Annotated in this window: 24 protein-coding genes; all 24 read left to right on the top strand. The window is 62.7% G+C overall.

Annotated features, from left to right (window positions below):
- The first annotated feature begins 62 nt into the window (after positions 1 to 62).
- Entirely contained in the window at positions 63 to 1,739 is a 1,677-nt protein-coding gene (locus JOY50_RS13900) for a DUF1302 domain-containing protein (RefSeq protein WP_132845708.1), read from the top strand.
- Between the two features lie 139 nt (positions 1,740 to 1,878).
- Positions 1,879 to 3,090: a thiolase family protein gene (locus tag JOY50_RS13895; protein WP_132845706.1), complete on the top strand. Its 1,212-nt coding sequence runs from the start codon at positions 1,879 to 1,881 to the stop codon at positions 3,088 to 3,090.
- Positions 3,091 to 3,095: 5 nt separating this feature from the next.
- Entirely contained in the window at positions 3,096 to 4,043 is a 948-nt protein-coding gene (locus JOY50_RS13890) for an OB-fold domain-containing protein (protein ID WP_243055419.1), read from the top strand.
- Positions 4,044 to 4,237: 194 nt separating this feature from the next.
- A complete protein-coding gene (locus tag JOY50_RS13885; protein ID WP_028612898.1) occupies positions 4,238 to 5,143 on the top strand; it encodes a VOC family protein in 906 nt (301 codons plus the stop codon).
- Complete coding sequence (locus JOY50_RS13880; protein ID WP_132845701.1) at positions 5,140 to 6,015, top strand: CoA transferase subunit A; 876 nt, start codon at positions 5,140 to 5,142, stop codon at positions 6,013 to 6,015. The genes JOY50_RS13885 and JOY50_RS13880 overlap by 4 nt, the downstream gene beginning before the upstream one ends.
- Positions 6,016 to 6,026: 11 nt before the next feature.
- A complete protein-coding gene (locus JOY50_RS13875; RefSeq protein WP_132845699.1) occupies positions 6,027 to 6,824 on the top strand; it encodes a CoA-transferase subunit beta in 798 nt (265 codons plus the stop codon).
- A gap of 16 nt (positions 6,825 to 6,840) precedes the next feature.
- Entirely contained in the window at positions 6,841 to 7,752 is a 912-nt protein-coding gene (locus JOY50_RS13870) for an enoyl-CoA hydratase (RefSeq protein WP_132845697.1), read from the top strand.
- Positions 7,749 to 8,855, top strand: coding sequence for a nitronate monooxygenase family protein (locus JOY50_RS13865; RefSeq protein ID WP_243055418.1), 1,107 nt, complete (start codon positions 7,749 to 7,751; stop codon positions 8,853 to 8,855). Before JOY50_RS13870 ends, JOY50_RS13865 begins: the two co-directional genes overlap by 4 nt.
- Positions 8,852 to 9,604 (top strand): enoyl-CoA hydratase family protein, encoded by a 753-nt coding sequence (locus JOY50_RS13860; RefSeq protein ID WP_016499760.1) that lies wholly within the window; start codon positions 8,852 to 8,854, stop codon positions 9,602 to 9,604. Before JOY50_RS13865 ends, JOY50_RS13860 begins: the two co-directional genes overlap by 4 nt.
- A 9-nt stretch (positions 9,605 to 9,613) precedes the next feature.
- Entirely contained in the window at positions 9,614 to 10,774 is a 1,161-nt protein-coding gene (locus JOY50_RS13855) for an acyl-CoA dehydrogenase family protein (RefSeq protein ID WP_016486852.1), read from the top strand.
- Between the two features lie 9 nt (positions 10,775 to 10,783).
- Positions 10,784 to 11,842: an acyl-CoA dehydrogenase family protein gene (locus JOY50_RS13850; protein WP_243055417.1), complete on the top strand. Its 1,059-nt coding sequence runs from the start codon at positions 10,784 to 10,786 to the stop codon at positions 11,840 to 11,842.
- Between the two features lie 3 nt (positions 11,843 to 11,845).
- Entirely contained in the window at positions 11,846 to 12,997 is a 1,152-nt protein-coding gene (locus JOY50_RS13845; protein WP_243055416.1) for an acetyl-CoA C-acetyltransferase, read from the top strand.
- Between the two features lie 33 nt (positions 12,998 to 13,030).
- A complete protein-coding gene (locus JOY50_RS13840) occupies positions 13,031 to 13,909 on the top strand; it encodes an SDR family oxidoreductase (protein ID WP_132845687.1) in 879 nt (292 codons plus the stop codon).
- Positions 13,910 to 14,055: 146 nt separating this feature from the next.
- The gene (locus JOY50_RS13835) at positions 14,056 to 14,841 is read left to right on the top strand and encodes an SDR family oxidoreductase (RefSeq protein WP_132845685.1); all 786 of its coding nucleotides are present in this window, start codon (positions 14,056 to 14,058) and stop codon (positions 14,839 to 14,841) included.
- Between the two features lie 9 nt (positions 14,842 to 14,850).
- Positions 14,851 to 15,321 (top strand): MaoC family dehydratase, encoded by a 471-nt coding sequence (locus JOY50_RS13830; RefSeq protein WP_028612889.1) that lies wholly within the window; start codon positions 14,851 to 14,853, stop codon positions 15,319 to 15,321.
- A gap of 8 nt (positions 15,322 to 15,329) precedes the next feature.
- Positions 15,330 to 16,538: an acetyl-CoA C-acyltransferase gene (locus JOY50_RS13825; RefSeq protein ID WP_138736414.1), complete on the top strand. Its 1,209-nt coding sequence runs from the start codon at positions 15,330 to 15,332 to the stop codon at positions 16,536 to 16,538.
- Positions 16,539 to 16,680: 142 nt separating this feature from the next.
- Entirely contained in the window at positions 16,681 to 17,724 is a 1,044-nt protein-coding gene (locus JOY50_RS13820) for a YCF48-related protein (RefSeq protein ID WP_243055415.1), read from the top strand.
- Positions 17,711 to 20,101, top strand: a complete 2,391-nt coding sequence (locus JOY50_RS13815) for an RND family transporter (RefSeq protein WP_132845678.1) — start codon at positions 17,711 to 17,713, stop codon at positions 20,099 to 20,101. Before JOY50_RS13820 ends, JOY50_RS13815 begins: the two co-directional genes overlap by 14 nt.
- 48 nt (positions 20,102 to 20,149) lie before the next feature.
- Positions 20,150 to 21,400, top strand: a complete 1,251-nt coding sequence (locus JOY50_RS13810; protein WP_059394831.1) for a helix-turn-helix transcriptional regulator — start codon at positions 20,150 to 20,152, stop codon at positions 21,398 to 21,400.
- 132 nt (positions 21,401 to 21,532) lie between these two features.
- Positions 21,533 to 22,297 carry an SDR family oxidoreductase gene (locus tag JOY50_RS13805; protein ID WP_132845676.1) on the top strand — a complete coding sequence of 255 codons (765 nt, stop codon included), beginning with the start codon at positions 21,533 to 21,535 and terminating at the stop codon, positions 22,295 to 22,297.
- 23 nt (positions 22,298 to 22,320) lie between these two features.
- The gene (locus JOY50_RS13800; protein ID WP_132845673.1) at positions 22,321 to 23,154 is read left to right on the top strand and encodes an SDR family NAD(P)-dependent oxidoreductase; all 834 of its coding nucleotides are present in this window, start codon (positions 22,321 to 22,323) and stop codon (positions 23,152 to 23,154) included.
- A 118-nt stretch (positions 23,155 to 23,272) separates the two neighbouring features.
- Positions 23,273 to 24,310, top strand: coding sequence for a Rieske 2Fe-2S domain-containing protein (locus JOY50_RS13795; protein WP_132845671.1), 1,038 nt, complete (start codon positions 23,273 to 23,275; stop codon positions 24,308 to 24,310).
- A gap of 24 nt (positions 24,311 to 24,334) precedes the next feature.
- Entirely contained in the window at positions 24,335 to 25,522 is a 1,188-nt protein-coding gene (locus tag JOY50_RS13790; RefSeq protein WP_132845669.1) for an MFS transporter, read from the top strand.
- 130 nt (positions 25,523 to 25,652) lie between these two features.
- Complete coding sequence (nfsA, locus tag JOY50_RS13785) at positions 25,653 to 26,474, top strand: oxygen-insensitive NADPH nitroreductase (protein ID WP_243055414.1); 822 nt, start codon at positions 25,653 to 25,655, stop codon at positions 26,472 to 26,474.
- Positions 26,475 to 26,570 lie beyond the last annotated feature (96 nt).

Genomic DNA, 26,570 nt, shown 5'->3' with positions numbered 1-26,570 from the left:
GGCTAACGAGTGGTGTTCTTGCACTTTTGCGCGACCGTCAGGTCGTTAATCGGAGAGGCAGTGTGACTAATAAAAACAACAAATATGGTGCTGGCCCAGCTGTATCGGGTTTCGAATTATCGGGTCTGGTGGTGGCAACCGCACTGGTTTGCACACCCGCATGGTCCGGTGAAACCATCGAGTTCGACAACGGCACGACGATCGACTGGACGGTGACCACCAGCTACGGCCTGGGGGTTCGCCTGTCGAACCCGTCAAGCAAACTGTTGACACCCAACGCCGATGATGGCGACCGCAACTTCGACAAGGGCAGCCTGGTGACCAACCGCATCGGCGCCCTGGCCGAGATGATCGTGCGCAAGGACAACTACGGCGGGGTGCTGCGCGCCAGTACCTTCTACGATGATGTTTACCATCGTTCCAACGACAACGACTCACCGGGCACGGTCAACAAGGCTGGCGACCATAACGAGTTCAGCAGCGACACCAAGTATTACAGCGGCGGGCGCAGCAAGTTCCTCGATGCTTATGTGTTCAGCGGCTGGCGCTTTGACAATGGTTCGATGCTCGACGTAAAGGCCGGGCGGCATATCGAGTCCTGGGGTGAAAGCTTGTTCTACCCCGGTGTCAGTGGTGTACAGAACCCATCCGATGCGGTCAAGGCTGCGCAGCCAGGGGTCGAGGTCAAGGAAGTGCTGTTGCCGGTCGGGCAGGTGTCGGCGTCGTATCGCCTGAACCCGCAGTGGACCTTGGGCGCTTACGTGCAATACGAATGGATGGGCACGGAGCTGCCGCCGGTGGGCAGCTACCTGTCCACCAGCGATGTGGTCGGGCCAGGGCGGGAATTTCTCATCGGCGCCAATGGGTCGCGGATCAACTACCAGGGTACCGATGAGCCGCGTGATAGCGGTCAGTGGGGGGCACAGGTACGCTTTCGACCCGTGCCCGCCCTGGAACTGTCACTGTTTCATGTCAATTATCATGACAAGAACCCAGCCACTGCCCTGGTGGGTTACCGGGCCGTCCCGGCCGGGCCAGGCGTGTTCTTCGGCACGCCGGATGGCTACCGCATTACCTACTTTGAAGACATCAAGCTGACCGGGATCAGTGCCTCGACCAAAATCGGCGAGACCCAGATCGGTGGCGAGTGGTCGTATCGCGACGGTGCTCCGGTGATGGTCAACACCGGCCTTGGCCCCACGCCTGCGCGTGGCAAGGGCCAGCAAATGCAGTTGTCGGCCATCCGTATTCTGGGTGACCGGCCTTGGGCGAGCCAGACCTCGCTCACCGCCGAGATCGTGCATGTGCGTGTCGACAGTGTTGACGAAGCCTCGGCCGCGCCGAACCTGTTGGGCCTGGGCAACAGCCTGATTCCGTCCATGCGCCCGCTGGTGCAACCGTCCGACGACTACACCTACAAGACCTCGACTGGCTGGCGCAGCAAGACCGCCAGTGCCTACACCTTGGGTGCGTCCTTCAGCTACCCGGGCGTGTTCGAAGGCTGGGACCTGGAAGTGCCGGTGAACTTCTCCAACGTGTTCAGTGGTGCCACGCCGATGGCCGGGACCATTTCCGGGTTGCAGGGTGATCGCCGGTTGAGCCTGGGCGCCACCTTCAAGTACCTGGGCAACCTGGAAGTCGCCCTGCGGGTTACCGGTTACCTGGGCGACGCTGACCCGGTCAAGCGCTTGCTGGCAGACCGCGACTACGGGACATTCTCGGTCAAATACAGCTTCTGACTGGCGCGACGGCGTCAGGGTTGAGTCAGCCCTGGCGCCGGCCGGTGTTCTAGTCAAAATGGACGATCACTCGCCACGGCACCTGTGGCATGGTCGCAAGACAAAAACCTCAAGCACACAGCCTTCGAGTGGGGGATACATGGGTCTTAAAGGTCATGCGGCGATTGTCGGCGCCGCGCAATACAAACCCGAGAAGTACGCCACAGCGCCGCGAATGTTCCATCTTGAGCAAGTGGCCGACCTGGCAGCGCAGGCGCTGCGCGACGCCGGCTTGCGTGCCGAAGACCTGGACGGTCTGGTGATCAATGGCCCGCACTTCCACGAAGCTTCGGTGTTCGTGCCGGCCATGGCCGCCGAATACCTGGGTTTGTCTGTTAATTTCGCCGAAGTGGTCGACCTTGGTGGTTGTACCGCAGTGGGTATGGTCTGGCGCGCGGCTGCGGCGATCGAGCTGGGCCTGTGCCAGGCGGTGCTGTGTGTGATGCCGGCGCGCCTGGCGCCAATGGGCCCCGACGAAGATCCCGGGGCAATGGCCCGCGCCATGCGTTACGGCGGTCACAGTACCGCCTTTGGTGCGCCAGAGGCGGAGTTCGATCTGCCTTACGGCCACATGGGCCAGAACACCGGCTACGCCATGATCGCCCAGCGCTACGCCGCGCAGTACGGTTACGACCCGGCGGCGATGGCCAAGATTGCCGTTGATCAACGTACCAATGCCTTGGCCAACCCCCAGGCGATGTTCCATGGCCAGCCGTTGACGATCGAGCAGGTGCTGGCGAGCAAGCGCGTGGCTGATCCTTTGCACGTACTCGAGATTGTCATGCCGGTGGCCGGTGGCGCGGCATTGATCATTGCCTCCAAAGAAGTGGCCGCACGTACACGCAAGCGCCCGGCATTCATCACAGGCTTCGGTGAGCACCTGGCGTTCAAGTCGCCTTCGTATGCCCAGGACATGCTCAACACCCCGATTGGGCCTGCTTCGCGCCGTGCCTTCGAGATGGCCAGGCTCAAACCTGGCGATGTCGATGCGGCGCAGATCTATGACTGTTACACCATTACCGCGTTGCTGACCCTGGAGGACGCCGGCTTCTGTGCCAAGGGTGAGGGCATGCAGTTTGTTCGCGAGCATGACCTGACCTGGCGCGGCGATTTCCCCATGAACACCCACGGTGGCCAGCTCAGTTTCGGCCAGGCCGGCGCTGCCGGGGGCATGTCACAGGTGATCGAGGCTGTCACGCAGATCAGCGGTGAGGCGGGGGAGCGCCAGCTTGAACGCTGCGACGCTGTCTACGTGTCCGGCACCGGTGGCGTGATGAGTGAGCAGGCCGCGTTGATACTTCAGGGAGCATGACCCGCATGTCGAACAATAAGCCAATGCCGGTGCCGACTGAAATTTCTGCGCCGTTCTGGGAAGGCCTGAAGGCACAGCGCCTGTTGATCCAGCAGTGCAACGCCTGTGAACATTGGGTGTTCTACCCGCGCAGGCACTGCCCGCGGTGCCTGGCCCATGACCTGAGCTGGCGCGAAGTCAATGGCGGCGCCACCCTGTACAGTTTCACCGTGGCACGCATTGCCACATTGCCGGATTTTGCCGATGAGATGCCACAAAAGCTGGCCGTCATCGAGCTGGACGAAGGCGTGCGAATCAACACCACCCTGGTGGGGCTTGAAGAGGATCAGATCCGCATCGGCATGCGGCTCAAACCGGTTTTTGCCGAAGTCGACGCCAAGGGTACGCGTTTACTGCGCTTTACCGGTCCGGACCAGGACAGCACGGCGCTACAGCGCTACAACGGCGCGCCTCAGGCGCAAGCGCCGGAGCAGAGTGAAGCCGCAGCTGTACGCTTGGTCGCCATGGATGATGAGGTGGCGCTGCAGAGCCTGGTCAGTGAAACCTTCAGCCCCTGGAGCAACCAGATTGTCATCGATCAAGCCCTGATCGATGCCTTCGCCGCGCTGTCGGGTGATGACTACTGGATTCACACCGATCCGCAGCGTGCACGTAAAGACAGCCCGTTTGGCGGCACCATTGCCCACGGCGCGCTGGTACAGGTGTTGCAGTCCCGGCTCAAGCTGGCGCTGGGTTATGAAATCACCGGTTTCAGCACCATGGTGAACTACGGCTCCGACCGCCTGCGCTTCCCGGCGCCGGTGCCGGCCGGCTCGCGGGTTCATGCGCGGGCCAGGGTCAAGCAGGTGGCGCGGGTCAAGCGCGGCACCCAGTTGACCCTGGAGGTGAATACCCACGTCGTCGGCAGTGATCGCCCCTCGGTCATCAATGACCTGGTGATCCTGTACATGTAACCCCTCCGATGGCGCGAGATTGCCCTGCGATGCGATGTGCCTGGCGCATCACTATCGCGGGGCAAGCCTGTTTCCACCGCCTGCATTTCAGTATTCCCGATAGATCAACTGCTTAGTCTCAACGGACGATGAGCAACAGGCCTGCCCTCAGCACAATGAAGACCAACAAAGGTCCGGTCATTGAGGAGCAGGGCATGATGGATATCCGGGGGCTGAGCTACTTCGTCGCTCAAATCGAAAACCTCAGTCAGTGGCAACGTTATGCCGAAGACGTGCTGGGCATGATGGTGGTACCCGCGCCCGGTGGCGGACTGTACGTGAAGATGGACGAGCGGCCGTTTCGCATGCTCATCGTCGAAGGCGCCGAGGCAGGGTACCTGGCCTCTGGCTGGGAACTGGCCAGCGAGCGGGCATTCAACGCCGCATTGCAGGCACTGGAGCAAAACGGTGTGCGCTGGCAAGCAGGCACTGCCGCCGAGATCGAGCAGCGTGGCGTACAGGCACTGGTCAGTGTCCTGGACCCCTCCGGCAACCGCCACGAGTTGAGCTGGGGGCACCGTTCCGACTGCCTGCCCTTCGTTTCGCCGCAAGGCGTGCCGGGCTTTGTCACCGGCGACATGGGCCTGGGCCACACCGTGCTGCCTGCCCCGGACTTTGACGCGACCCTGGCCTTCGTCAAGGACGTGCTGGGCTTCGAGCTGTCGGACATCTTCAACTTTCGCCCCGACCCGGCAGCACCGCCAATCCGCATTCACTTCCTGCATTGCCGCAACAGCCGCCATCACTCGCTGGCGCTGGCGGAGTACGCGGTGCCTTCAGGCTGCGTGCACGTGATGGTTGAAGTGGGCTCGATGACTGAAGTAGGCCGCGCCCATGACCGGCGCCTGGCCCATCAGGTGCCGCTGTCGGCGACCCTCGGGCAGCACCTCAATGACCGGATGACCTCGTTTTACATGAAGACCCCGTCCGGCTTCGACCTGGAGTACGGCTACGGCGGCCTGCAAGTGGACTGGGCTGAGCACTCGGCCTTCGAATTTACCCGGGTAAGCCTGTGGGGGCATGACTTTTCCGTCGGCCAACAGCAAGGAGATGTGCAATGAACAAGCAAATGACGGCGGCCGATGCCGTTGCGCACCTGCGCGATGGCATGACCATCGGCTTCGGCGGCTGGGGGCCACGGCGCAAGCCGATGGCGGTTGTGCGCGAGATTCTGCGTTCCCCCGTCAAAGACCTGACTGTGGTCGCCTACGGTGGCCCTGAAGTGGGCATGCTGTGTGCGGCGGGCAAGGTCAAGAAGTTAGTATTCGGCTTTGCCACCCTCGACGCCATTCCGCTGGAACCCTATTACCGCAAAGCCCGCGAGGCCGGTGGGCTGGAGTTGCTAGAGGTGGATGAAGGCATGTTCCAGTGGGGCCTGCGTGCGGCGGCCATGCGTTTGCCGTTTCTACCGACCCGCTGCGGCCTGGCCACCGATGTCACACGGTTGAACCCTGAACTTAAGACCATCCAGTCGCCGTATGACGACGGCGAAGTGCTGCTCGCTATGCCCGCCCTGAACCTGGACGTGGCGTTTGTCCACGTCAACGTCGCCGACCGCCTGGGCAACACCCTGGTGACCGGCCCAGACCCATATTTCGACCACCTGTTCGCTCGCGCGGCCCAGCAGTGCTTCGTGTCTTGCGAGCAATTGCACGAACGACTGGAACTGACCACCGAACAGGCGCGCTACAACACTTTTGAGCGGTACCTGGTCAGTGGCGTGATCCATGCACCGTTCGGCGCCCACCCCACCGCCTGCCAGCCCGAATATGGCTGGGACCTGAACCACCTCAAACGCTATGCCGCCAGTGCCGGTGAAGAGGGCGGCTGGCAAGCCTATGTGGCGCAGTACGTGGCGGCCGGTGAGCGGGCTTATCAAGAGCAGAACGGCGGTGCCGAACGCATGGGCTCCCTGGCCCTGCCAGTGTTCTGAGGAGGATGAAAATGTCGACTACCTGTGAATTTACCCTCGCGGAACTGATGATTGTCGCGGCCAGCGAAGCCTGGCGTGACAACGGCGAGCTGATCGCGTCGGGCCTGGGCGTGATTCCGCGCCTGGGCGCCAGCCTGGCCAAACTCAGCCACAGTCCGCAACTGCTGATGACCGACAGCGAGGCGTACCTGGTCGAAGAGCCGATCCCGCTAGGGCCGCGTGGCGATCATGTGCCGAAATATTCGGGTTCGCTCAACTTCGAGCGGGTGTTCGAGTGCGTCTGGGGTGGCCGCCGTCACGCCATGATCGGCCCGACGCAGATCGACCGCTGGGGCCAGAGCAACCTCTCCTGCGTGGGCGATTACCACAAGCCCAAGGCCGCAATGCTCGGTGTGCGCGGCTTGCCCGGCAACAGCATCAATCACATCAACTCGTTCTTTGTACCCAGCCATAACACCCGCGTGTTCGTCAGCGGCGAAGTGGACATGGTCTCCGGTGTCGGTTTCAAGGCCGACCGCTGGCCAAAAGGGGTACGCCGCGACCTGATGGACATCCGCCTGATCGTCACCGACTTGTGTGTGATGGATTTCGACGGCCCGGACCGCGCGGTCCAGGTGCGCAGCCTGCACCCGGGGGTGAGCTTTGAGCAGGTGCAGGAAAACACCGGTTTCCCGTTGCTCAATTCAGCGTCGCTAAAAGAAACCGTACACCCGACGCCTGAGCAACTGGCGCTGATCCGTCGGCTCGACCCCCATGATCTGCGCAGTTCGGCGATCAAGGGCAACCCGGCTGGCATTCGCGTGGCGTAAGGCGAGGGACATGAGCATGAACAGCCCTGACAGTGAATTCGTCGAGCGTGCAGACCACTCGGTCTACGAAACGCAGGAACCGGTGTTGTACAGCGTGGCAGAGGGTATCGCCACGCTGACCATGAACCGGCCAGGCTTCAACAATGCGCAGAACTCGCAGATGACGTATGCGCTGGATGCGGCGCTGCGCCAGGCTGTCAACGATGACGCGGTCAAGGTCATTGTACTGCGCGGGGCGGGCAGGCATTTTTCGGCCGGCCATGACATTGGCACGCCCGGGCGCGATATCAACAAACCGTTCGAGCGTGCACACCTCTGGTGGGATCACACCAACAAGCCCGGCGGCGAGCAGCTGTATGCCCGTGAGCAAGAGGTGTACCTGGGCATGTGCCGGCGCTGGCGTGAGGTGCCCAAGCCGACCATTGCCATGGTCCAGGGTGCGTGTGTGGCCGGTGGGCTGATGCTGGCCTGGGTGTGCGACCTGATCGTGGCCAGCGATGATGCGTTTTTCCAGGACCCCGTGGTACGTATGGGCATTCCCGGGGTGGAGTATTTTGCCCACCCGTATGAGCTGAACCCGCGCATCGCCAAGGAGTTTCTGTTCACCGGCGATCGCATGAGTGCCGAGCGTGCCTACCAGATGGGCATGGTCAACAGGGTAGTGCCACGTGAGGAACTGGAGCAGGGCACCTATGCGCTGGCGGCCGGTATTGCCCGGCAGCCGCGAATGGGCCTTGCGCTGACCAAGCAGGCCATTAACCACGTCGAGGATCTGCAGGGTAAACGCACGGCGATGGACGCCGCCTTTGCCTGGCACCACTTCGCCCATGCCCACAACGAACTGCTGTCGGGTGACAAGCTGGGCGGCTTCGATGCCAAGGCCATGGCCCTGGCCAACAAGGCTGCCGCCAGTGGAGAGCAGGCATGAGCCGCTGGTTGTGTACGCCACTGACCCAAGCCTTGGGCTGCCGCTATCCGATCGTGCAGACCGCCATGGGTTGGGTTGCAGACGCCAACCTGGTGATTGCCACAACCCGCGCCGGTGGTTTCGGTTTTCTGGCCGGGGCCACGATTGCGGCCGATGCCCTGGAAGGCGAGATCAACAAGGTAATTGCCGCCACCGGTGGCAGCAATTTCGGCCTGAACTTTCATATGTTCCAGGAGAACGCGGCCCAATGCGTTGACCTGGCGATTCGCTACCGCTTGCGGGCGGTCAGTTACGGACGTGGCCCGGACAAACAGACCATCGCCCGTTTCAAGGCTGCCGGGGTGTTGTGTATCCCGACGGTGGGCGCACTCAAACACGCCCTGAAGGCGGTGGCGCTGGGCGCGGACATGATCACTATCCAGGGCGGCGAGGGCGGCGGGCATACCGGTGGTGTGCCCAGTTCGATCCTCTTGCCCCAGGTGCTCGCTGCGGTGTCGGTGCCGGTAATCGCCGCAGGTGGTTACTCCACCGGCAGAGGCCTTGCCGGCGCGCTGGCGGCCGGCGCCGTGGGTATTGCCATGGGCACGCGCTTTTTGATGACCCGGGAGTCGCCTACGCCGTCGAGTACCTTGGTGCATTACCTCGAGGTCAACGACCCGCAACGGGTGCGGGTGACCACTGCGGTAGATGGCATGCGCCACCGCATGATCGAGAACCCGTTTATCAACCGCCTGGAGCAGGCCGGGTCTTTTGGGCGCCTGCGCATCGCGTTGCGCAGCGCCTGGAAATGGAAGCAGCAAACCGGAATGAGCCTGAGCCATCTGTTCGGTGTGCTGCGCCAGGCACTCAAGGAAGACCCCGGCGCGCTTTCGCAAACGGTGATGGCCGCCAACCAGCCGGTACTGCTGCAGCGTTCGATGATCGACGGTGTTCCGGACGAAGGCATTCTGCCCAGCGGCCAGGTAGCCGCCGCCATTGGCGAACTCAAGAGTTGCCAGCAAGTGATCGAAGAAATTGCCCAGGAAGCCGAATGCTGCCTGGAAGCCCTGTTGGCTTGCCGTAGCGAGCATCAGCCTGCCGAACTTTGGAGAACACCCTCATGAGTCAAGCATTTACCACACAGATCGAGGCGGGCATTGCTGAGCTGGTGCTGGCCAAACCGCCGGTCAATGCCCTGGGCAGCCAGGAGTGGATGGACCTGGCCCATCAGGTCGAAGCCTTGGGCGCCAACCCCGACGTCCGGGTGATCGTCATCCGTGCCGAAGGCCGCGGCTTCTGCGCCGGTGTCGACATCAAGGAACTGGACGCCCACCCCGAACGCATCGTAGCGGTCAACGCCGGTAATTATGCGGCATTCAAGGCGGTACATCGCAACCCTGTGCCGGTCATCGTCGCCGTGCACGGTTTCGTCCTCGGTGGCGGCGTCGGCATTACCGGTGCAGCCGACATTGTCGTGGCCTCCGAGTGCGCCACCTTTGCCTTGCCTGAAGTAGACCGTGGGGCCATGGGCGGCGGCGCGCACCTGCAGCGTTTGTTCCCGGTGCAGAAGGTTCGTTATCTGTTCTTCACCGGCGACAAGATCGGCGCCGCAGAGGCAGCGCAGTATGGCTTCATCGAGCGCGTGGTGCCCAAAGAGCAGCTGCGCGAAACCGCGCTGGAGATTGCCGCCAAGATCGCCGCCAAGAGCCCGGTGATGATCCGTATCGCCAAGGAAGCCCTCAACGGCATCGAGGACGGCAACCTGGAAGACAAGTACCGCTGGGAGCAGGGGCTGACCCTGCAGGCCTACACCAGTCCGGATTCTGCGCAAACCCGCCGCGCCTTCGTCGAAAAACGCGACGCCAAGTTCTGAGAGAGTGCCATGGAACTAGCTTATACCCCCAAGCAGAAGGCCTTCCGTGAGGAAGTGCGCGAATGGCTGGCGGCCAATCAGCCGACTACGCCCCTGGCCAACTATGACACCCGGGAAGGGTTCGAGCAGCACCGGGCCTGGGAGGCGAAGCTGTTCGAGCAACGCCTGTCGATGGTCATGTGGCCCAAGGCTTACGGCGGGCGCGGTTGCGACCTGATCGAGTGGCTGATTTTCGAGGAAGAGTACTACGGCGCCGACGCACCGATGCGTATCAACCAGAACGGTCAGCTGCTGCTCGGCCCAACGTTGATGGAGTTCGGTACCGAGGCGCAGAAGCAGCGCTTCCTGCCGCGCATGGCCTCCAGTGTCGACATGTGGGCCCAGGGCTGGTCCGAGCCCAATGCCGGCTCCGACATGGCCGCGATCACCAGCAAGGCCATTCGCGATGGCGATCACTATGTGCTCAACGGGCAGAAAACCTGGTCCAGCCGCGCACTGTTCGCCGACTGGCTGTTTGGCCTGTTCCGCAGCGACCCGGCCTCGACCCGGCACAACGGCTTGTCGTTCGTGATGGTGCCGCTCGATGCCCCAGGCGTGACCATCCGGCCGATTAAGGCGCTGAACGGCAAGAACACCTTCGCCGAAGTGTTTTTCGACGATGTGCGCGTGCCGGTTGAAAACTGCATTGGTGCCGAAGGCCAGGGCTGGCATGTGGCGATGGCCACCGCGGGTTTTGAGCGAGGTTTGCTGCTGCGTTCGCCGGCACGTTTCCAGGCCACGGCGCGCAAGTTGATACAACTGTACAACGCCAACCGCCAGAGCGCCGACCGCGACCCGAGCATCCGCGAAGCGGTTGTCGAGGCCTGGCTGGGCGCTGAAGGCTACGCGCTGTCGTCCTATCACACCGTCGGGCGCTTGAGCCGTGGCGCGCAGATCGGCGCCGAGTCGAGCATCAACAAGATCATCTGGTCGGAGCTTGACTTGAAGATGCACGAAACCGCCATGCGCATCCTGGGTGCGCACGGCGAGCTGTTGAGCAGCGCTGCGCAAGCGGTCGAAGGCGGCTGGCTTGATGGCTTCCTGTTCGCTCAGGCCGGGCCGATCTACGCCGGCACCAACGAAATCCAGCGCAACATCATCGCCGAGCGCATGCTCGGCCTGCCGAAATAGGAGCCGGCCATGGACTTTACCTTTACCGATGATCAGCTCACGTTTCGCGAAGCCATCAGCCGTTTCCTGATGACCGAGGCGGCGCCCGAAATGCTGCGCGAGATCTGGGAAACCGATACAGGCCGCTCCGCTGACTTGCGCAACAAGATAGCTGAACAGGGCCTGACGGCATTGTCGGTGCCCGAACAGTTCGGCGGCCTGGGCATGGACGATGTGGCCTGGGCACTGATGACCCAGGAGTTGGGCTACTACGCCATCCCGGACTCGCTGGCCGACACGGCTTATGTTGTCACCGGGCTGCTGAATGGCCTGCCAGACGACAACCCGGTCATAGCCCGGCTGTTGCCGCGCATCGCCGATGGCAGCGTGCGCCTGGCGATCGGCCACCCGATCAACCCGTTGGTGCCTGACGCACCGCTGGCAGAGTGGCTGATCCTTGCCCACGGCGATGAAGTGCATGCGGTGCCGCGCGCGCAGGTCGATGTGCAGGCCAACGCCAGTATCGATGCCTCCAGGCGCCTGGGCCTGGTGAGCTGGCAGCCAACTCGCGACACCCTGCTGATCGGCGGCGAACAGGGGCGGGCCTTGTGGGCCGATACCTTGAACCGCGGCGCCTTGTCGGTTGGTGGGCAGCTGCTCGGGCTGGCCCAGCGAATCCTCGACCTGTCGGTGGACTACGTGGCCCAGCGCAAGCAATTTGGCAAGCCTATCGGCAGCTTTCAGGCGGTTAAGCATCACCTGGCCGATATCGCCAGCAAGATCGAATTCGCCAAACCTGTGCTGTATCGCGCGGCCTATGCCCTGGCGCAGGGTGATCGCCGCGCCGATGTCTATGTATCGCAGGCCAGGCTGGCCTGTTGCGACGCCAGCTGGCTGGCGGCGCGCCATGGCATCCAGGTGCACGGTGCGATGGGTTACACCTGGGAAGTCGACCTGCAGATGTTCATGAAGCGCGTGTGGTCGCTGGACCCGTCCTGGGGCGACCGTGCCACCCATAAAACCCGCGTCGCCGCCTATGTGCTCAGCGATGAAGCCCGGCTTGGGCCGGGCGCTACCTTCGAGGACTGAGCCATGCCCCAAGCGTATATCGTCGATGCCCTGCGCAGCCCCACGGGCAAACGCAAAGGCAGCCTGGCCCATGTGCATGCCATTGACCTGGGCGCGCATGTGTTGAAAGCGCTGATCGAACGCAATGCCATTCCTGCCCACGCGTATGACGACGTGATTTTCGGATGTGTCGACGCCATCGGCTCGCAGGCGGGTGACATCGCCCGCACCAGTTGGCTGGCTGCCGGCTTGCCGCTGAACGTACCGGGCACCACGGTCGACCGGCAGTGCGGTTCGTCGCAACAGGCGCTGCATTTTGCCGCACAAGCGGTGATGAGTGGCATGCAGGAGGTGGTGGCTGTCGGTGGTGTGCAGACCATGACCCAGATCCCGATCTCGTCGGCGATGCTCGCTGGCCAACCGCTGGGCTTCAGCGACCCGTTTTCCGGCAGCAAAGGCTGGCAGGCGCGCTTTGGGCAGCAGCCGGTCAATCAGTTTTACGCCGCCCAGCGCATCGCCGATCACTGGCAGATCAGCCGCGAAGACATGGAAGTGTTTGCCCTGGAAAGCCATCGTCGTGCCTTGGCGGCCGCAGACGCCGGGTATTTCGCCCGCGAGATCGTTGCCTGCGAAGGCCTGGCCTTTGATGAAACGCCACGGGTCAGCAGCCTGGAGAAAATGGCCAGCCTGGAGCCTGTGAGCGCTGAGTTCCCGTCGATCACGGCCGCTGTATCGAGCCAGACCTGCGATGCCTCGGCGGCGTTACTGGTGGTTTCGGAGGCGGCGCTCAAGCGCTACAACCTGACCCCCAGGGCGCGTATTCATCACCTGTCGGTGCTCGGCGACGACCCGATCTGGCACCTCACCGCACCGATTGCAGCCACCCGCGCGGCGCTCAAGAAGGCAGGCCTGCGCATGGCTGATATCGACCTTGTGGAAATCAACGAAGCGTTTGCCTCGGTGGTCATGGCCTGGGCCAAGGAGCTCGATTACGACCCGGCACGCACCAACGTCAATGGCGGCGCCATCGCCCTTGGCCACCCACTGGGCGCTACCGGTGCGCGTTTGATGACCACCTTGCTGCATTCGCTTGAACGCACCGGCGGGCGTTATGGCCTGCAAACCATGTGCGAAGGCGGCGGCCAGGCCAACGTCAGCATCATCGAACGGCTTTGAAGCCACCCACACTCAACAACAGGAAAACATCCTATGGGAATCTGTGCAGGTCGTACCGCGATCATCACCGGTGCCGGTGGCGGGCTGGGCCGCGCGTATGCGTTGGCATTTGCCGCTGAAGGCGCCAATGTGGTGGTCAATGACATTCGTCGTGAGGCCGCCGAGGCGGTGGTCGACGAGATTTGTTCCAGTGGTGGCCGAGCAATCGCCAACGATGGCGACATCACCACCCTGAGCAGCGCTCAAGGCATCGTCGAGGCTGCATTGGCGGCGTTCGACGAAGTGCATGTTTTGGTCAACAACGCCGGGGTCTTGCGTGATCGCATGTTCATCAGCCTGTCAGAAGAGGACTGGGACATGGTGATGCGCGTGCACCTGAAAGGGCACTACTGCCTGGCCAATATCCTCGGCCGGCGCTGGCGCGATCAGGCCAAGGCCGGTACGCCGGTGGCGGCGCGCATCATCAATACCAGTTCCGGCGCCGGCTTGCAGGGCTCGATCGGGCAGTCCAACTACGCGGCGGCCAAAGGCGGTATTGCTTCCCTGACCCTGGTGCAGGCGGCGGAACTGGCCCGCTATGGCGTCACCGCCAACGCCCTGGCCCCGGCGGCGCGCACGGCGATGACCGAAAGCGCAATGCCGGACATGGTCAAAAAGCCCGATGACGACAGCTTCGACGCCTGGGCGGCAGAGAACGTCGCGCCTTTGGTGGTGTGGCTGGGCAGTGAGGCGTCCGGGCATGTCAGCGGCCAGCTGTTCGAGAGCCAGGGTGGCCGGATCTCCCTCGGTGATGGCTGGCGTACCGGCGTCACCCGCGACAAGGGCGCGCGCTGGCAGGTCGCTGAAGTAGGGGCGGCGGTCGATGCGATCCTCAGCGAAGCACCCAAGGCGCAAAGGGTCTGGGGCACGTGAGCGCGGCTTGATGCATAGGCGTCGGCGTTGCCGGCGCCTGCCTCTAGTTGCCTTGCCACAACCGACCCCGTCCGTTTTGACGATGTGCCTGCCCCCTGCGGCCTTTATACCTGTCGACAACCTGTTTTCTGTCAGAGGTATACCGCGTGAAACAAGCCCCTCCTTATGTGCCAGGCCACCAGTTGCTGGCTGGCAAATCCGTGCTTATCACTGCCGCCGCTGGCGCTGGCATCGGTTATGCCGCGGCCAGGCGCTGCGCCGAAGAAGGTTGCCGCGCCCTGATGATTTCCGATGTTCATCCCCGGCGCCTGGAGCAGGCGGTGGAACAGCTCAAGGCCGACACCGGCTTGCAGGCCGTGTACGGCCAGCTGTGCAACGTCACCGTCGAGACCGAGGTGCAAGCTCTGGTCGCCGCCGCCGAACAGGCCCTTGGCGGCGTCGATGTACTGATCAACAACGCAGGCCTTGGTGGTTCCAGGCGGGTTACCGAGATGTGCGACGAGGAGTGGCTGCGGGTCATTGATGTGACCCTTACCGGCACCTTCCGCATGACCCGCGCGATGCTGCCGCATATGGAGCGCCGAGGGAGCGGGGCGATCGTCAACAACGCTTCAGTACTCGGCTGGCGTGCGCAAAAAGAGCAGGCGCACTACGCCGCCGCCAAGGCCGGGGTCATGGCGCTGACCCGCTGCAGTGCGCTGGAAGCCGCCGAAAGCGGGGTGCGCATCAACGCCGTGTCACCGTCGATTGCCTTGCACGAATTTCTCAAGAAGGCCAGCAGCGAAGAACTGCTGGCCAAACTGGCCGACCGTGAAGCCTTTGGCCGCGCCGCTGAAGTGTGGGAAGTCGCCAACGTCATGATCTTCCTGGCCAGCGATTACGCCTCCTACATGGTTGGCGAAGTGCTGTCGGTCAGTTCACAACAAGCTTGAGGGCACCCCATGAGCACCCGATTCAGTAGCGCCGAGCAAATGCTCAAGGCCCAGGGCCTGGACCTGGGCGTCACCGACTGGCTGCAGCTGACCCAGGCGCGGGTCAATCTGTTTGCCGAAGCCACTGGCGATCAGCAGTGGATACATGTCGACCCCGAGCGCGCCGCCAATGGCCCGTTTGGGGCGTGCATCGCCCATGGCTACCTGACCCTGGCGCTGGCCAACCTGTTCATGCCGCAGCTGATGAGCATCGACAACATGGCCATGGGTGTGAACTACGGCACCGACCGCGTGCGTTTCCCCGCCGTGGTGAAAGTCGGCGCGCGGGTACGCGGCAGAGGCCAGGTTGTCAGTGCCGAGCTGATCGGCAGCGCGGTACAGCTGGTGGTGCGCATCAGCGTCGAGATCGAGGGCGCCGAACGCCCTGGTTGCGTGGTCGACACCATCAGCCGTTACACCTTCAACCCCATCACCGAGTGAGCCTGTTCATGGACAAGCAAGACGTTGTAATCGTAGCGACTGCCCGTACCGCGCTGAGCAAATCTTTTCGCGGCTCTTTCAACGACACCGAAGCCCCCGTGCTGGGCGGCCATGTGGTGCGCGCGGTGGTCGAGCGTGCCGGTATCGAGCCTGGCGCGGTGGATGACGTGATCATGGGCGCGGCGGTACAGCAGGGCACCCAGGGCTACAACATTGGCAGGCTGTGTGCCTACACCGGCGGTTTGCCCGACAGCGTGCCGGGCATGGCCCTGGACCGTATGTGCGCTTCCGGCCTGATCAGTATCGGCACGGCGGCGAAGAACATTCTGGCCGGTGAAATGAGCATTGTCATTGGCGGGGGGGTCGAGTCGCTGTCGCTGACCCAGAACAAGCACAAGAACACCTACCGCAACCAGTCGGAGGCGGTGCTGGCGTGCATGCCAAGTGCCTATATCCCGATGATCGAAACCGCCGAGATCGTTGCCCGGCGCTATGACATCAGCCGCGCGGCCCAGGACGACTACTCACTGCAAAGCCAGCAGCGCACGGCGGCTGCCCAGCGCGATGGCCTGTTCGACGAAGAAATCGTACCGCTGCAAGTGCGCAAGCTGCGCTTTGACAAGGAAGGCCAGCCCGATGGCCATGAACAGGTGGTGGCCGAGCGCGACGAGTGCAACCGTCCTTCGACCCGCTTCGAAGACCTGGCGGCGTTGAAACCCGTGTGGAAGAACGGCCAATGGGTCGAGCAGGGCGAGTTCATTACCGCCGGCAACGCCTCCCAGTTCTCCGACGGCGCCTCGGCCAGCCTGCTGATGAGCCGCGCCGAGGCCGCCCGGCGTGGCCTGAAGCCCCTGGGGACGTATCGCGGCATCGCCGTGGCCGGCTGCGCGCCGGAAGAGATGGGCATCGGCCCGGTGCTGGCGGTGCCCAAACTGCTCAAACGCTTCGGTTTGAGCGTGGCTGACATCGGGTTATGGGAAATCAACGAAGCCTTTGCCTGCCAGGTCCTGCATTGCCGCGACGCCCTGGGCATCCCTGCGGAGCGCCTGAACGTCAACGGCGGGGCTATTGCGATTGGTCACCCGTTTGGCATGTCGGGTGCGCGTATGGTCGGGCATGGCCTGCTGGAAGGGCGCCGCCGCGGCGTGCGCTATGTGGTCGTGGCCATGTGCATTGGGGGTGGCATGGGCGCGGCGGGCCTGTTCGAGCTGGACTGACCCGCGGTTCTGTCTATCGGCACCGGGGTAGGCCATTTGGACGATGTCCCGCAGGTCGAGCAGACGGACTATCTACACACCTCAGACACCGCGCCCTGGTGGCGCGGTGATTCACGACTACAAGAACAAGAGGGTGGACCGTATGTCTATTGTCGAGCGCCTGGATGTCGCTACACGCAGTCGCCCATGCGCCAAGCTTATTGCCTATTTCGTGTGCATTACGGTTGCCGCAATCGTTGCGCTGGCATTTACCCCACGCGGCGCGCTGAACATCGCCCAGACCACGCTGAATACCGAGCGCATGCAGATAAACGGCCTGCTCAATCTGGGCACTCGTCAGGTGGCGGTGGGTGAGCGCGGCACCATCCTGATCAGCGACGACCGCGGCCGCAGGTGGCAGCAAGCCACGGTCGAGCCGCAACGTCAGATTTCCCTCACGGCTTTGACCGCGTTGAACCCCGAGCAGTTGGTAGCCGTTGGCCAGGACAGCCTGATTCTGCGCTCCAATGACGCTGGCAGCACCTGGCAAGAGGTTCATTTTGATCCCGCAGCAGGCGAGCCATTGCTCGGTGCCTGGGCGGCCGGTGGCAAGCAGGTTGTCGTGTTCGGCAGCTACGGCAAGTTCTACCAGTCCGACGATGCCGGGCGCAGCTGGCGCGCGGTGGCGCTGGAGGTCGACCGTGCCCATCTCAATGCGCTGGATGGCGGCAGCGATGGCCGGCGCATGCTGGTCGGCGAACAGGGCCTGGTCATGCGCAGCGCCGATAACGGGCAGCATTGGCAACAGTTGCCGGCGTTCTACAACGGCTCACTGTTTGGCGTGGTTCGCCTGAGCGCCCAGCGTTGGGTGACCTATGGCATGCGCGGCCATGTGTTTGTCACCGACAACTTCGGTGAGCAGTGGCAGGCGATCAAGGTTGGCAATACCCAGCCGCTTTATGGCCATGTTGTGCTGCCGGACCACAGCGGCGTACTGATTGTCGGCGGCGGCAGCTCGATGGTGCGCCTGGACGCAGAAGGCCGCTTGATCGGCACCACCCGCCAACCGGGGTTGGGCACCTTGACCTCAGCCATTGTGGTGGGCACCGATCAGTTGCTGGTAGCCGGTGAACGGGGCGTTTTCCAGGGGAACGGTAACAGCGTTGCCGCTCTGGGCAAAGGAGAGCAAGTGCATGAAGTACGCTAAAGCCCGAGCCGGGCGCCTGGTCGAGCGTTGCGCCGACCTGCTGTTGGCACGACGCAAACTGCTGTTGACGGTGTTCCTGCTGCTGACCCTGGGCCTGGGCTACAGTGCCACGCATACCCAGCTCGACCCTGGCTTCAACAAGCAGATCCCGGTGCGACATGAGTACATGCTCAACTTCCTCGAATTCAGCCAGTACTTCACCGGTGCCAACCGCTTTCTGGTCAGCGTCAGGTGGAAGGGCGAGGGTGACATCTACAACCCCGAGTTCCTCGACACGCTGCGCAAGGTGACTGACGATGTGTTCTTTATCAACGGGGTCAGCCGTGCCAGCGTAACCTCGCTGTTCACCGCCAACGTGCGTTACATCGAGATCACCGAAGAAGGCTTTTTTGGTGATGTGGTGGTACCGCCACGCTTTACCGCCAGCGCCGAAGACCTGGCCCAGGTGCGCAGTAACGCCGCGCGCTCGGGGCAGGTCGGGCGGCTGGTGGCCAATGACCTGAAGTCGGCCATGGTCCGGGCCGACTTGCAGGACGTTGACCCACAAACAGGCAAATCGGTCAGTTACGTTGAAGTCGCCAAGCGTCTGGAGGACATTCGCGACAAATACAGCAGCGATCAGATCGAGATCAACATCGTCGGTTTCGCCAAACTGGTGGGTGATGTTGTCGAAGGGCTGATGACCGTGATCGGTTTTTTTGTCGTCGCCTTCCTGATCACCGGCCTGTTGCTGTGGCTGTATTCACGCTCGTTGCGCCTGACCGTAGTCGCGCTGCTGGTGGCGTTGCTGCCGGTGGTATGGCTGTTGGGCTTGTTGCCGCTGATGGGCCTGGGTATCGACCCGATGTCGATCCTGGTGCCGTTCCTGATTTTTTCCATTGGCGTTTCGCACGCTGTGCAGATGACCAATGCCTGGAAACAGGAAGTGCTGGCCGGCAAGGATTCGCTACAGGCGGCGCACCTGGCCTTTTGCAAGATCTTCATTCCTGGCTCCCTGGCGTTGCTGATGAATGCCTTGGGCTTTGGCGTGATCATGCTGATCGACATTCCTATCGTGCATGAACTGGGGGTGACGGCCTGTATCGGCGTGATGCTGATGATCATCACCAACAAGCTGATGTTGCCGATCATTATTTCCTACCTGCGCCTGGAGCGTAGTGTGCTGAGCAAGGAACGCGTCCAGCAGCAGGGCAGGCACCCGCTGTGGTGGCGCTTGTCGGCGCTGGCCGAACCGCGGCCGGCCCTGGCGGTGCTGGTGCTCAGCGTGATGCTGCTGAGCCTGGCGGTGCTCAAGGCCCGGCAGCTGGAAGTCGGTGACATCGGTGCTGGCGCACCGGAACTGCGCGCCGAGTCACGTTACAACCAGGACAACAGCAAAATTGTCAGCAGCTACTCCATCGGCCTGGATGTGCTGGCGGTGTTCGTCCAGGCCCAGGGCCTGGAAGAGGCATGCCTGTCACCGTCGGTGATGCGTGCGGTGGAAGCCTTCGACTTCCAGATGCGCAGCGTCACCGGCGTGCAGTCGGTGCAGTCGGTGGCCGGTTTTGGCAAGACGGTGATTGCCGGCAACAACGAAGGCAACCCACGTTGGGCGGCCATTCCCGGGTCGGCCCGAGGCTTGAGTCAAGGTGCCCGTGCCTACATGCCCGAGGACGGCCTGGTGACCGATGGCTGCCAGCAGATGCAGATTCTGGTGTTTCTCACCGACCACGATGGCGCCACGGTCTCGCATGTGGTCCAGGAGGCCAAGCGGATCATTGCCCAGGTCCAGGTGCCGGAAATCAGGTTTTTCCTCGGCGGTGGCAACGTCGGGGTAATGGCGGCATCCAACGACGCGGTCAAGCGCGCCGAGGTGCTGATGCTGGTGGCATTGTTTGGCTCGGTGCTGTTGTTCTGCTGGTTGACCTTCAAGTCGTTGCGCGCGGTGTTGTGCATCCTGGTGCCGCTGGCCATCGTGGCGGTACTGTGCAATGCACTGATGGCCATGCTTGGCATCGGGTTGAAGGTGGCGACCCTGCCGGTGATGGCGCTTGGGGTTGGCGTCGGGGTTGACTACGGCATTTACCTGTATGAGCGGATCCAGCACGAAATGGCCGAGGGCGCCAACCTGCGCCACGCGTTCTACCAGGCCATGTGCCAACGCGGAACAGCGGCCGTTTTCACTGCTTTGACGATGTCGATCGGGGTGTGCACCTGGGCCTTTGCACCGCTGAAGTTCCAGGCCGATATGGGGGTCTTGCTATCGTTCATGTTTCTGGTCAATGTACTTGGGGCAATTTTCCTGCTGCCGGCTTTGGCCGCCTGGTTCAACCTCGGCAAACCCTTGGTTGCGGTCAAAGCCAACCGTGCAGCGCGCGCACACGTGTTTGAATCATAACAATAAAAGCGGGCACGGCCTGGGCTGTGCCCCGCGAGGAGACGGGCGATGGGAAATTCCACCGTGGGGTTTGAAGCGCTGGCAGAAATGGGTATGGAGCTGGCGGAATATGACACGCTCATCGGCGAGTTCTATGACGGGTCGCTGAACCACAAGCTGATGGCCAAGACCCTGCGCCACGTACGCAGCCTGTACCAGGCCAATTACGTCACCTTGATCTTGAGAGTGCCAGAGCAACCGGACCTGGGCCTGATGATTGTCGTCGGTGACATCGAAGGCGAGGGGGAGGTGAGTTACTGGGCCTACCCACAAGCTGTCACCCCCTTCAGCAACCCGCCGATGGACCAGGTGTTCACCGTCGAAGACCTGATGACCGAAGCGGAGTGGGCCAATTCGGTCTACTACAAGACCTACGGTACCGTGCACGACACTTACCACATCATGGGTGCCGACGTTTCCACACCCGATGGCGGCAAGCTGCGCTTTCGCATTACCCGGCCCAAAGCCGCGCCGAAATTCACCGCCTCCGAGCGCACCCTGTGTGAAATGATCCTGCCGCATTTGCGCCGTGCGATGCACGTGCACAACCTGCTCGACCGCAGCGAGTCGATCAGCGAACTGTATGCCCAGGCCATCAGCCGCTTGTCAGTGGCCACCATCGTGCTTGACCAGAATGGCAGCGTGCTGCGCCTCAACCCGGTGGCCAGCGAACTGCTGGAACAGGCGGACGGCCTGAAACTGGTGGGTGGGCGCCTGGAAGCCACCTATCCCAGCGACAACCGCGAACTGCAACGCCTGGTACGCAATGCCTTCGCGCGTGACGTCAACAGCGAAAAGGTCAGCACGGCGGCCGAAGCGATGTCGGTGGCCAGGCCATCGGGCCAGGTCAACCTTGGGGTAGTGATCGAGGCCATTCCCACCCAGGACTGGGCCGAGGGCAAGAGCAAACCTGCGGTGGTGGTATACATCCGCGACGCGGTTGGCCGCTCCATGGCTAGCGAAACGGTAACCAAGCAACTGTTCAACCTGACCCGGGCGGAAACCGCACTGGCCATGGAGCTGGCTAACGGCCTGTCGCTTGAAGAGGCCGCCGAAGTATTAAATGTGCGCCGCAACACCGCACGGGCGCATTTGCGCTCGATCTTTTCAAAGACGGGTGTGCGCCGCCAGACGGAGTTGGTGCGCATCATTCTCAACAGTGTGGTTGCCTTGGGAAAGCCCAAACTGGCAGCACTGCCAAACGATAAGCCGGAAAAACCGGTGTTGAAGCTGGCCACCCCGGCGCGCAATAGCGCCTGAAATTCGCCCGGCTTACCCGAACGCCCCGGTCCTGCTTGCAAGGCCGGGGCGTTTTAGTCCGTGCGGACGATGTTGTGGGGTTTGCGCGGCACCAATACTAGCCAGCACCACCATTCAACAAGGAGCAACGTTATGCCAGTTACAGCGGTCAGCGGTTCTGCATCCGGTATCGGCGCGGCAGTCTGCCAGGCGCTACGTGCCGCCGGGCACCGCATCATCGGCATCGACCGGGAAAATGCCGAGGTGATTGCCGACCTTTCCAGCGCAAGCGGGCGCCAGGCCGCCATCAGTGCGGTGCTCGAGCACAGCGGCGGGGTGCTCGACGGCCTGGTGTGCTGCGCCGGGGTAGGCTCCAGCGCGGTGTCCGATACCATCGTGTCGGTCAACTACTTTGGCGTCTGTGAGCTGCTGGACGGCCTGGCCGATGCGTTGGCCAAGGGCGAGCGGCCAGCCGCTGTAGTGATCGGATCGATTGCGGCCACCCACGTCAGCCCCGATCAGCAGCCGATGATTGCGGCCATGCTCGCCGGCAACGAAGCGCTGGCACTGGAACACGCCAATACCTTGGGGCAGTCCCATGTGGCCTATGCCAGCTCCAAATACGCCGTGACCTGCAATGCCCGTAGCAAGGCGGTTGCCTGGGCAAAACAAGGCATACGCCTGAATGTGGTGGCGCCTGGGGCAGTCGAGACGCCGCTGCACCAGGCGTCGCTGAACGATCCACGCTTTGCCAAGGCGGTCCGTGAGTTTGTCGCACCGCTGGGGCGCGCCGGCAACCCTGAGGAGATCGCCCAGGTCGTGGCATTCTTGCAGTCGACTCAAGCCAGTTTTGTCCACGGCACTGTGATGTTTGTAGATGGCGGTATGGATGCCATGGTTCGTCCGGCACGTTTCTAGCCTATGTCCACGTGAGAACAACAATGACCAAAGTGGCCTTCATTACCGGGGCAAGCCGCGGTATCGGGCGCGAGACGGCATTGGCCTTTGCCCGGGCCGGGTTCGACGTGGCGATCAGTGCCCGCACTGTAGAGGAGGGCGAAAGCACCGCGCATCGGCTGTGCGACGCCCAGGGCGTGCCCCTGGCGGGCAGCCTCAACAGTACGGCAGCCGCGATCCGCGCCATGGGGCGCAAGGCGTTGGTGGTGCCTATGGATCTGCTCGACAGCGCCTCGGTACTGGCCGCCGGCCAGGCAGTACTGGCGGCGCTCGGGCGCATCGATGTGCTGATCAACAACGCCATCTACCAGGGCCGCGATCTCAACAGCGCATTCATGTCGCTGCAGCCGCAGACCATGCAGCGGGTATTCCAGGGTTATGTGCTGGCGCCGCTGTTGCTGACTCAGACCGTGTTGCCCGGCATGCTCGAACGGGGCGACGGGGTGGTGATCAACGTCACCTCCGGTGCCGGTGAAGGCGACCCCCCGGTGGCTGCCGTCGACGGTGGCTGGGGCTACGCCTACGGTGCGGGCAAGGCTGCAGTCTCCAGGGTTTCGGGGGTGCTTGCAGCTGAGCTGGGCGAGCAGGGGATTCGCGCCTTTACGCTTAACCCGGGGGTGGTCACCACCGACGCGCTGAAGGCTACCATCGGCGAAAACGGCCTGCTGGCCCTGCGCATCGGCACTGCGCCTCCCCAGGTGCCGGCAGAGGTGATGGTGTGGCTGGCCACCCACGATCAGGCCGCTCGCTTTCAACGGCGCACCATCGCCGCGCAGGCGTTTGCGCTGGAGCACGGCATCGTCGCCAACTGGCGATGACCACTGAAGAAGTACTCGTGGTGCTCATCTAGTCCATGCGGAGGATGAGCACCGGCGGCTGCTCGGTGAAGATTGACCGGGCAAGTTACCGGGGATTTCCACACGAGGAACAATAACAATGACCAAGCTCGCAGCAATCAATGTCGAAACTGCTCTGGCCCCGCGCTTCGGCCGAGGCTGGCACTGCCTGGGTGAAGCGGCCGACTACCGTGATGGCCAGCTGCACACCCTGAATATCTTCGGCACGCGCTTGCTGGCATTTGCGACTTCCAGCGGCCAGATCAGCGTCATTGATGCGCATTGCCCGCACATGGGCGCCGACCTCTCGCGCGGCACCCTGGAAAATGACCGGGTGGTATGCCCCTTTCATCACTGGCAGTACGACGCCAGCGGCAAGTGCGTGGAGATCCCGTACTGCAAGCGTATCCCTCCGAAGGCCAAGACCCGTAGCTGGCTGACCTGTGAAGAAAACAACCTGCTGTTTGTCTGGAACAACCCGGAAGGCAAGGCGCCGGCAGACGGCGTGGTGATTCCTCATCTGCCGGAACAGGACAGTGACGAATGGCTGCACGACTGGCACATGGACAAGCTGATTATCGAAACCAACCCACGCGAACTGGTCGATAACCTGGCAGATGCCCAGCACTTCGGGCCGGTTCATGGCACGCCAACCAAGTATTTCGCCAACGTCTTCGAAGGGCACATTGCCCAGCAGATTTTCCATGGCGACTCCGAGCGCCTGGGCGGTGATCTGGTGGCCGAGTCGGCGTACTACGGGCCAGCCACGCACTTTACCCGCATGCGCGCGGTGTTCGAGGGCATGGAAATCCACTCGATCCTGCTCAACTGCCATGTGCCGATCACCGCCAACAGTTTTGAGCTGCGTTTTGGCTGCATGGTGAAGAAGGTGCCGGGATGGAGCGAAGAACAGAACCGGGAGATGGCCAAGGACTATGTGATGCGCAACCGCGAATCCTTTTACCAGGACGTGGATATCTGGGCGCACAAGATTCGGGTGAACAACCCGGTCCTGGCCGAAGGCGATGGCCCGGTCTATCAACTGCGCGAGTGGTACGAGCAGTTTTTCATGGACGAAGCCAGCGTGCCGGACGCCATGGCTGAGCGCCGCGAAGTCATTACCGTCGGCCAGCGCTGAAAGCCACCCGAGCAGGAGAGAGCAATGAACATGAGTGGCCGTAATACCCTGGCGATCATGCTGGCCGCCAGCTTCGCTTCGACGATTGGCGGCTTGCCGTTCAATACCTTGCCTATCCTGCTCGGGTCGATGGTCGACAGCCTAGGCTTTACTGTCGAACAGATCGGCCTGCTGGGCTCGGTGTGTTTTGCCGGCTACCTGCTCGGCACGCTGCTGGCAGTGGTGCTGATCGACCGCATGAACTGGCGCTGGTTGACCCTGGGTTGTGCGCTTGGCGCTGCGGCGGCGTATGGGATGTCGTCCTGGCTGCCGGCCACGGCCCAGCTGCCGCTGTGGGCGGTGATCGGTTTTTTTGCTGCGCTCATGACCTGCCTGGGCATGCGCATCATGGGTGAAATGGCCAACAAGGAACGCGCCCTGGGCATGCGGCTGGGCATTGAACTGGGGGTGGTGGCCGCGGTGCTGTTCGCCCTGCCGTCGCTGGTGATTGCCTATTTCCATTACACCGGCGCGGCCTTGATGCTGGCTGCGATCATTCTGCTGTTGAGCCTCAGCGCGCTGGCATTGCCCAGGCGTCAGGACTTCCTTCACGAAGCGCAGCAGGCGCCAACCGACTCGTTGCTAGCACGCTTCAGGTTCCCGCCGGCGGCTTATGCAGCGTTGGCATTCTTCTTTCTATTCGGCGCCGGGCAGATTGGCCTTTGGGCGTTCCTTGAGCGCTTGGGCCATGGCCTGGCGTTGCAGCCAGCGGAACTGGGTGTCGTCTTCGCCGTGCTGAAACTGCTCGGCGGCGCAGCGGCGCTGGCCTTGGCGGTGGTGGGTGACCGTCTGGGCGTACGCGTGCCCCATCTTATCGTGCTCGCGGTGCTGGGTACCGGGCTGTTGTTACTGGGCAACGCCGAAGGCTTTTTGATGTATGCCGCCGGCGCCTGGATCTGGGAAGTCGGCTTTACCTGGGGCTGCGTCTACCAGACCGCAGCGATTGCGCGGCTGGACCGCAGCGGCCGCTCGATCATGCTGATTCCAGGGGCCTTTGCCCTGAGCTCCATGGCAGGTCCGGCCTTGGCCGGGCAACTGGTCGGTGAGGGCTTCGGCATGCTGCTGTGGCTGGCGGCTGGCTGTGCGCTGATCCCGGTGCTGGCGTTTACCTGGCTGCTGGCGCAACGTTTACAGGGCGCGGGCACTGGCTGTGCAGTGGGTGTGCAGGCGTGATGGCTGACACGCAGCGAAGTGGTGAGGCTGGTCGAGACGCAGGCGGCAGGGGCGGATAATGAAAAATTTCGGGGTAGCTGTGTGGTAAACGCCGAATTTTGATAGCCTCCTATCATTTTGGAGGCTTCTCATGACACCCAACGCTCAGGCAAAACTCGCTGCACGCTATGGCGCACCGAACATTTCTGCGCTGCAACAATGGAATGACACCATCGACCAACTGCTTGAACACCGCAGCGTCAGGGCGTTCACTGATCAACCTCTGCCCGAGGGTACGCTCGAGACTTTGATTGCTGCCGCGCAGTCCGCGTCCACATCATCCAACCTCCAGGTCTGGAGTGTGGTGGCGGTGCAAGAGGGGGAGCGAAAAGGCCGCCTCTCGGCGCTGGCCGGCAACCAACCCTACATCCATCAAGCGCCACTGTTCCTGGTCTGGCTTGCCGATTTGTCCCGCGTCTCGCGCATCGCAGACCAGCATGGGGTAGCGCTGGAGGCCTTGCCCTACCTGGAAAGCCTGTTGCTCGGCACCATCGACGCGGCGCTTGCGGCCCAGAATGCGGTCGTTGCGTTGGAGTCGCTTGGGCTCGGAAGCGTGTACATCGGCGGTATCCGTAACGACATCGAAGCCGTTGCCAAGGAACTGCAACTGCCGCCTCAGGTCTATCCGGTGTTCGGCCTATGCGTTGGCTATCCGTCGCCGGATCGGCCAGCCAAGGTGAAGCCGAGGCTTCCACAGGCAGCAGTGCTTCATCACGAAACGTACTCGGCTGCCGACGAGCAGGGCGTTCTAGCAGAATACGACAAGCGCCTGGGTGCTTTCTATCAACGCGAGGGCATGAAGCCTTCAGGCTGGTCGGAGCAAGTGGTTAGCAGGCTGCGGAACGTTTCTAGCCTGCATGGGCGCGAGGAGCTGCTGGGAGAATTGAGCCGGATGGGCTTTGGCCTGCGCTAAAGCGACAGACGAACGCACAGGGTGCATCAGATCAGTTGAAGTGCTGTGCTCGCCATAACTTGGCATCACGCTCTAGAATCTCATCCATGGCTTGTC

Source organism: Pseudomonas sp. BP01, from assembly GCF_022760795.1.
Classification (GTDB): domain Bacteria; phylum Pseudomonadota; class Gammaproteobacteria; order Pseudomonadales; family Pseudomonadaceae; genus Aquipseudomonas; species Aquipseudomonas putida_Q.
This window is presented reverse-complemented; position numbering and strand designations above follow the sequence as displayed.

Excerpts from the sequence above, each read along its gene's own strand:
- JOY50_RS13825 (WP_138736414.1), top strand. The coding sequence starts at position 15,330 with ATGGACAAGCAAGACGTTGTAATCGTAGCGACTGCCCGTACCGCGCTG.
- JOY50_RS13890 (WP_243055419.1), top strand. The coding sequence starts at position 3,096 with ATGTCGAACAATAAGCCAATGCCGGTGCCGACTGAAATTTCTGCGCCG.
- JOY50_RS13810 (WP_059394831.1), top strand. The coding sequence starts at position 20,150 with ATGGGAAATTCCACCGTGGGGTTTGAAGCGCTGGCAGAAATGGGTATG.
- JOY50_RS13895 (WP_132845706.1), top strand. The coding sequence starts at position 1,879 with ATGGGTCTTAAAGGTCATGCGGCGATTGTCGGCGCCGCGCAATACAAA.
- JOY50_RS13875 (WP_132845699.1), top strand. The coding sequence starts at position 6,027 with ATGTCGACTACCTGTGAATTTACCCTCGCGGAACTGATGATTGTCGCG.
- JOY50_RS13855 (WP_016486852.1), top strand. The coding sequence starts at position 9,614 with ATGGAACTAGCTTATACCCCCAAGCAGAAGGCCTTCCGTGAGGAAGTG.
- JOY50_RS13870 (WP_132845697.1), top strand. The coding sequence starts at position 6,841 with ATGAACAGCCCTGACAGTGAATTCGTCGAGCGTGCAGACCACTCGGTC.
- JOY50_RS13850 (WP_243055417.1), top strand. The coding sequence starts at position 10,784 with ATGGACTTTACCTTTACCGATGATCAGCTCACGTTTCGCGAAGCCATC.
- JOY50_RS13880 (WP_132845701.1), top strand. The coding sequence starts at position 5,140 with ATGAACAAGCAAATGACGGCGGCCGATGCCGTTGCGCACCTGCGCGAT.
- JOY50_RS13830 (WP_028612889.1), top strand. The coding sequence starts at position 14,851 with ATGAGCACCCGATTCAGTAGCGCCGAGCAAATGCTCAAGGCCCAGGGC.
- JOY50_RS13795 (WP_132845671.1), top strand. The coding sequence starts at position 23,273 with ATGACCAAGCTCGCAGCAATCAATGTCGAAACTGCTCTGGCCCCGCGC.
- JOY50_RS13865 (WP_243055418.1), top strand. The coding sequence starts at position 7,749 with ATGAGCCGCTGGTTGTGTACGCCACTGACCCAAGCCTTGGGCTGCCGC.
- JOY50_RS13885 (WP_028612898.1), top strand. The coding sequence starts at position 4,238 with ATGATGGATATCCGGGGGCTGAGCTACTTCGTCGCTCAAATCGAAAAC.
- JOY50_RS13820 (WP_243055415.1), top strand. The coding sequence starts at position 16,681 with ATGTCTATTGTCGAGCGCCTGGATGTCGCTACACGCAGTCGCCCATGC.
- JOY50_RS13815 (WP_132845678.1), top strand. The coding sequence starts at position 17,711 with ATGAAGTACGCTAAAGCCCGAGCCGGGCGCCTGGTCGAGCGTTGCGCC.
- JOY50_RS13840 (WP_132845687.1), top strand. The coding sequence starts at position 13,031 with ATGGGAATCTGTGCAGGTCGTACCGCGATCATCACCGGTGCCGGTGGC.
- JOY50_RS13790 (WP_132845669.1), top strand. The coding sequence starts at position 24,335 with ATGAACATGAGTGGCCGTAATACCCTGGCGATCATGCTGGCCGCCAGC.
- JOY50_RS13800 (WP_132845673.1), top strand. The coding sequence starts at position 22,321 with ATGACCAAAGTGGCCTTCATTACCGGGGCAAGCCGCGGTATCGGGCGC.
- JOY50_RS13860 (WP_016499760.1), top strand. The coding sequence starts at position 8,852 with ATGAGTCAAGCATTTACCACACAGATCGAGGCGGGCATTGCTGAGCTG.
- JOY50_RS13805 (WP_132845676.1), top strand. The coding sequence starts at position 21,533 with ATGCCAGTTACAGCGGTCAGCGGTTCTGCATCCGGTATCGGCGCGGCA.
- nfsA (WP_243055414.1), top strand. The coding sequence starts at position 25,653 with ATGACACCCAACGCTCAGGCAAAACTCGCTGCACGCTATGGCGCACCG.
- JOY50_RS13845 (WP_243055416.1), top strand. The coding sequence starts at position 11,846 with ATGCCCCAAGCGTATATCGTCGATGCCCTGCGCAGCCCCACGGGCAAA.